Raw genomic sequence first — 5953 nt, 5'->3', positions numbered from 1 at the left:
CCTGCATGGAGACGTGATTAGATCACAGACGATCAGCCTGTTCAAATTTCATTAACAAAGTGCGATCCCGCCCTGAGAGGAGCATTGCCTCACTCTGCTGACAATGTCTTAATCCCTTTATTAGCAGGGCGAACTTCTGACCACTGTTCGCACTCACCTTCATCACCATAATCGTCTTAATCCCTTTATTAGCAGGGCGAACTTCTGACTTGCCTCACTCTGCTGACCATCGAACAACGTGAAGCGTCTTAATCCCTTTATTAGCAGGGCGAACTTCTGACCTATCGCTGCTAACCCAACCATAGACAAAGCTGTCTTAATCCCTTTATTAGCAGGGCGAACTTCTGACGATGACACCCACGACCTCGACCTGGGAGATTTGTCTTAATCCCTTTATTAGCAGGGCGAACTTCTGACCATTACCTGTGCTCTCTACTGCTGCACTAAGTCTTAATCCCTTTATTAGCAGGGCGAACTTCTGACGTAGTAGATACCTTTGTATCTCTGCCCTTTGGTCTTAATCCCTTTATTAGCAGGGCGAACTTCTGACATACCATCAACCAAGCAACCTCTTGGGCTCATGAAGTCTTAATCCCTTTATTAGCAGGGCGAACTTCTGACAGAAGCTATGGAAGCAGCTATCGCTGCTAACCCAGTCTTAATCCCTTTATTAGCAGGGCGAACTTCTGACTCACCATTCCTATGCCTAATGCCGAAGGTGAAGTGTCTTAATCCCTTTATTAGCAGGGCGAACTTCTGACGCACCAGGGTGACGGCTAATCAGATAGTTCATCGTCTTAATCCCTTTATTAGCAGGGCGAACTTCTGACAGGTACTGGTAAGGTACTGCCCAAGCTGGAAGTGCAAGTCTTAATCCCTTTATTAGCAGGGCGAACTTCTGACTATCGGCCGCCGATGGCCTGCCACTGGACAGAACGTCTTAATCCCTTTATTAGCAGGGCGAACTTCTGACAATAAGGTACTGCTGCCCAGAATGGGCTGCGGCGCTGGAGTCTTAATCCCTTTATTAGCAGGGCGAACTTCTGACTCTCAAGTAAACATGAGGACTCCGTAAAGGAGTCCTGTCTTAATCCCTTTATTAGCAGGGCGAACTTCTGACGCAGCTTCAGCCGCAGCACGTTCCGGCGCACTCGTCTTAATCCCTTTATTAGCAGGGCGAACTTCTGACGAAACGCACACTCTGGACCTCGTGCGTCAGGGCAATGTCTTAATCCCTTTATTAGCAGGGCGAACTTCTGACGCAGCTATCGCTGCTAACCCAACCATAGACAAAGCGTCTTAATCCCTTTATTAGCAGGGCGAACTTCTGACGTGTACCAATATCGGTACGACTGCATAAGGGATGTCTTAATCCCTTTATTAGCAGGGCGAACTTCTGACGCAGATACCGATGGCGGGCCGCAAAGGGCTGACCGGTCTTAATCCCTTTATTAGCAGGGCGAACTTCTGACACTAGAGCACGGCATCGAGACAGCGCCCTCCGGGGCGTCTTAATCCCTTTATTAGCAGGGCGAACTTCTGACAGCTAGGAGCATTTTCTCTTTTATCATCATACTCTTACAAAGGCCATTACCGAGAATACAATGTTCTTCCATTTTACTCTCACTCTCCGTTCTCGGCGCTATGGTTTGCTCTCTTAGGCACCTATACCCTACCCGATTTATTGTCCCTTCACCAGCACCGAATAACGTTTCAAAATAGGATTATGCCGTACCAATTGGTATCAGCACTCACCATAGGCAACCTGAGCAATTATCTAGGGAAGGTGCGAATAAGTCATATGGCACGAGAGCATTTACTGGTAACCCATTGATATTAAATGACTAAAATTTTCATTTTTTGTTCTTGGGATACTTGTTCGCACTTTCCATAGCTCGTTAACTTGTCCCTATGTAAGGAGCGCGCCATGTCAGTGACCACATTCAATGCTGCCACCAATGTCTGGCATGCCAAGCCGCTTAATCGCACCGGGGATTTGAGCAGTTGGCAGAGACGGATGCAGCAGGCGTGCCCACAGCCGGTCCGGGGACAGGTGGTGTATCTCGACAGCACGCATTTTGACCGGGGTGAACAACGCAACATTACCCAGCGGATCGGTTATCTGTGCACCGGCTTCAAGCCGAACGGCGAGCCGTTGTGGCAGCGCGGCATGGTGCAGGAGATTTAAGCGCAAGATGGCAATTATCTTGGGTTGCTATCAACACCTGGAAGGCCGATTTAGTGGGCTACTGACCAAATGGTCGCGACCCCACCACGGCCAGATTGAGTCAAGATCCCCCCCGTTAACTTGTCCCTATATAAGGAGCGTGCCATGTCAGTGACCACATTCAATGCTGCCACCAATGTCTGGCATGCCAAGCCACTTAATCGCACCGGGGATTTGAGCAGCTGGCAGAGACGGATGCAGCAGGCGTGCCCACAGCCAGCCCGGGGACAGGTGGTGTATCTCGACAGCACACATTTTGACCGGGGCGAACAGCGCTCCGTCAGCCTGCGGATCGGTTATCTGTGCATCGGCTTCAAGCCGAACGGCGAGCCGTTATGGCAGCGCGGCATGGTGCAGGAGATTTAAGCCCTTACTTGAACACTCGCAGGCACAAGGAAGAGGGTAGTTGTTAATGGGCAAGCGAAATACGCCTGGCCTATCCACTAGCAAGAGGGATTACAGATGTTTGCCATCAAGCGACAACTTTTTGTCTGTTGTTACGACATCAGTGATGACAAGGCCCGCAAGTCGGTGCACCGGGTGGTGCGCAGTTTTGCTTGTGGTGGGCAAAAATCCGCATACGAGTGTTTCTTGAGTCCGAGTGAGGCGGCATTGCTGCTGGCAATGACTCAGGGATCCTTGGCCGATGGCGACAATTTGGTGTTACAGCCGATCAGCACTGCCCGAGACATAGTGACATTGGGCTGCGCTAGCAAACCGGTCAACCTGGGTTTTTGCTATTTGGGCTAGTCGTTCTAGTGTGCATGCGCTGCAGATCACTGGCATCCAGCCACCATCTCGTGGCTTCAGCAAGGGGAATAAGATGGAAACTGTGTTTATTGACCGTCGCAGCAGTGTTGTGACCATAGATCGTGGCCGGCTGTCGGTACGCGGCGCTGACCATCATACCAGCGTGCCTCTGCGCCAGATGCAGGCTCTGGTGATTTGCTGCGATTGTCAGTTAAGTGCCGCGATGTTGCGTAGCTTGAGTGAACATGGGGTCTCACTGATTTGTTTGAATCATCGCAATATTGATGCAAGCCTGGTGAGCGTACCCCAATCCCATGGCAATGTGCAGCGCCGCATTCGGCAATACCAGTGGTTACAAGATGCGCAGCTCATGGGGCGCTTGGCAACCCTGATTGTACGTCGCAAGATCGCACTACAGCGCAGAACAGTGGTCGAGAGTCTTGCTGTGCGCCCAGATTGTCGCTTTGCGTTGTTCAAGGGGCAGGCACAATTAACCGATCGTTTATCTGATCTGCGCGAACTGAGCACTGGTTCGAATAATGAACACGATTTGATCCCCACCTTGTTGGGCATTGAAGGCGCTGCAGCGCGGATCTATTTCTCTGCCTGGCAGTCAGTGTTTCCTGAGAGCTGGCAATTTCATCGGCGAACACGTCGACCACCGACCGATCCGGTCAATGCCCTGTTGTCACTGGGCTATACCCTGCTCTACTTCGATGCCATGCGAGCCTGTTATGGCGCCGGGCTTGATCCGTTAATCGGTATCTTGCATCAGCCCAGTTATGGTCGTGCGTCATTAGCCTGTGATCTGGTTGAGCTGTTGCGTCACCGCGTCGATCGCTGGGTATGGCATATGGTGCGCAATCAGGTTCTGCGACCCGACCATTTTGTCACAGAACCACAAGGGGCCTGCCTGCTAAACAAAACCGGACGTCAGTTGTTTTTTGAGCAGTATATGTTGCTGGCCCCACAATGGCGGGCCAGCTTGCGTCGCTACAGCGGTGCATTGTCCAACTGGTTGGAGAGAGGAACAGACCATGGCCGCCAAATATCTGATCGCCTATGACATCTGTCATCCAAGGCGGCTAAAGCGGATCCATTCATTGTTACTCGGTTATGGTATTGCGCTGCAGTATTCGGTGTTCTATGCCGAATTGGCACCGGCGCAGTTGACCCAGTTAATCGCACAACTGGCGGATCAGATCGCGCCATTACACGACAAGATCTCGGTGTATGCCCTCCATGAGTTTGATTTGACACAATGGGGACGAGTTAACGCGCTGATGTTCAATCAGGCTGTGCTGGTGTTATAACCAGATCAACGGAGGGAAGATGAATCTGCAACCCGCTCTCGATCCTTGGCTCATTTTGTCGGCCTATGCCGATGAATTTATTGCTCTGGCGCAAGAGACCGGCATTGACGGTGCTCGGCTTCTACAGCAGCTACCCGCCCCACGTCAGCTACTCACCGGTAGACAGGCAGGGCGAGAGCGTGAACATATTGTTAAATTGATGCCAGTTCAGCTAACCCAGCATCCAGTACCTTTTCCAGATATGGGCTGCTCATGCCCGCAAATTGCTGCTTCTTCCGCAAGCTTGCCTTACGGCTGGTTTCGGCTCGCAGCATGTTTTGCGCCATGTGTCGTGCACAGGCCAATATTTGAGGAGCATCACCTCGATATATCTGGCAGGCATCCTCATTCATCACGACATCCAGAACCCAATGCAGGCTATTTTCAATTGCCCAGTGCCCTCGTACCGCTGAGGCAAACTGCTCTGGTGTCAGTTCAGCCGAGCTGATGTAGTAGCGATACTCCATCGAAAATTTTTTCATATTTTCAATTCGATAGGATATTGCGACACCAACACTCTTCAGCGCTTTCCACTCTGGAAATTGCTCTGATAGTGCTCCGGCTGGTAACACATGGTACTCGCGGCCATCAATGCGACCGTGCTCTTTCTCGACACTGAACGTTTCTTCACTCAGTGGCTTCTTGGTCGACTCGCCCAGAGCTGCGCGTACTGCATTATGCAGTGTGGGCTGGTTACCTTTTACCGCCAGCAAGTAGTCGCCACCGCCCTTGATTATGGTTGAGGCTATCTCAGTCTGGCAGCCCATGGCATCGATGGATACCAGGCAGCCTTTTATATCGAGGAGTGCCAGTAATTCAGGAATGGCGGTGATTTCGTTAGATTTCGCATCTGTTTTGACTTGCCCGAGCACCAGACGATTCTCAGCGGCAAAGGCACTGACCATATGAATGGTAGACTGACGACTGTCTCGGTCGTAAGAGCTGCGTAAGGTCTTGCCGTCAATGGCAATCAGCTCACCATCGGTACGTTCTGATGTTGCTTGCATCCAGCGGACAAAGGCGTTCTGGAATTGCTCCGGTTGAATACGGGAGATGATCCTGGCTATGGTGTCGTGAACAGGTAATCCGTTATGAAACAATCCATTACGCTGAAACCATTCTAGATGTGCCTCGCCGAAAAGCTCGATATCTTCCCAACCTTGAGCCCCACCAATAGCAGCACAGACGGTGAGAAAAACCACATCGAAGAAGGGGTACGCGATTTTGGTTGTCTGACGAGGGTCTTCAAGTTCGGAGAAGAATTGGGTAAATGCCGCTTGATGGTTCATGACGAAACTCCCGTAAAAGAGAGTATAAGATCACACCCTGTTCGGTCGGTCAAATCCTCATGCCCTGCTTAAAAAACGTTCGCGATCTTGCCCTGGGTAGACAGGTGCCGGTGTGCGACAAAAAATATCGCAATACCTGCCGGGTATTATTTCATCTCAATGATGCTCGCGAAGGCGGGCAATGGCCATTGTTTCAATTTCATACCTTCAAGCACGGTGGTATCACCCGCGTATTCAATGGTCTGCGCCTGTGGCGAAGCAGGGCGAGATCGTGAACGTTTTGAAGCAATGTTAAGAGGATTTGACCGACCGATCTGGGTGTGATCTTATACTCT

The 5953-nt window shown here is 51.0% G+C and carries 6 protein-coding genes and 1 CRISPR repeat array; of the genes, 5 read left to right on the top strand and 1 reads right to left on the bottom strand.

What is annotated here, in order from left to right:
* Positions 1–105 precede the first annotated feature (105 nt).
* Positions 106–1544: direct repeats of the CRISPR family, unit length 36 nt; unit sequence GTCTTAATCCCTTTATTAGCAGGGCGAACTTCTGAC.
* Positions 1545–1927: 383 nt separating this feature from the next.
* The 5 genes from OKB81_RS19090 (at position 1928) to cas2 (ending at position 4290) form a co-directional block, all read left to right on the top strand.
* Positions 1928–2188: a hypothetical protein gene (locus tag OKB81_RS19090; protein ID WP_161507911.1), complete on the top strand. Its 261-nt coding sequence runs from the start codon at positions 1928–1930 to the stop codon at positions 2186–2188.
* Between the two features lie 144 nt (positions 2189–2332).
* Entirely contained in the window at positions 2333–2593 is a 261-nt protein-coding gene (locus OKB81_RS19085; protein WP_161507912.1) for a hypothetical protein, read from the top strand.
* A 96-nt stretch (positions 2594–2689) separates the two neighbouring features.
* Entirely contained in the window at positions 2690–2977 is a 288-nt protein-coding gene (locus tag OKB81_RS19080; protein WP_270805376.1) for a CRISPR-associated endonuclease Cas2, read from the top strand.
* 73 nt (positions 2978–3050) lie between these two features.
* Positions 3051–4043: a CRISPR-associated endonuclease Cas1 gene (gene cas1 / locus OKB81_RS19075; RefSeq protein WP_161507914.1), complete on the top strand. Its 993-nt coding sequence runs from the start codon at positions 3051–3053 to the stop codon at positions 4041–4043.
* Entirely contained in the window at positions 4015–4290 is a 276-nt protein-coding gene (gene cas2 / locus OKB81_RS19070) for a CRISPR-associated endonuclease Cas2 (RefSeq protein WP_161507915.1), read from the top strand. Before cas1 ends, cas2 begins: the two co-directional genes overlap by 29 nt.
* A 191-nt stretch (positions 4291–4481) precedes the next feature.
* Here the strand turns inward: cas2 and OKB81_RS19065 are convergent, their stop codons facing one another.
* The gene (locus OKB81_RS19065) at positions 4482–5618 is read right to left on the bottom strand and encodes an ISAs1-like element ISAeme1 family transposase (RefSeq protein ID WP_041204891.1); all 1137 of its coding nucleotides are present in this window, start codon (positions 5616–5618) and stop codon (positions 4482–4484) included.
* Positions 5619–5953 lie beyond the last annotated feature (335 nt).

The sequence above is a fragment of the Aeromonas sp. QDB56 genome (assembly GCF_027705505.1).
Taxonomy (GTDB): Bacteria; Pseudomonadota; Gammaproteobacteria; order Enterobacterales; family Aeromonadaceae; genus Aeromonas; species Aeromonas caviae.
Note: the sequence above shows the minus strand (reverse complement) of the source record. Positions and strands in the feature narration are given on the sequence as shown.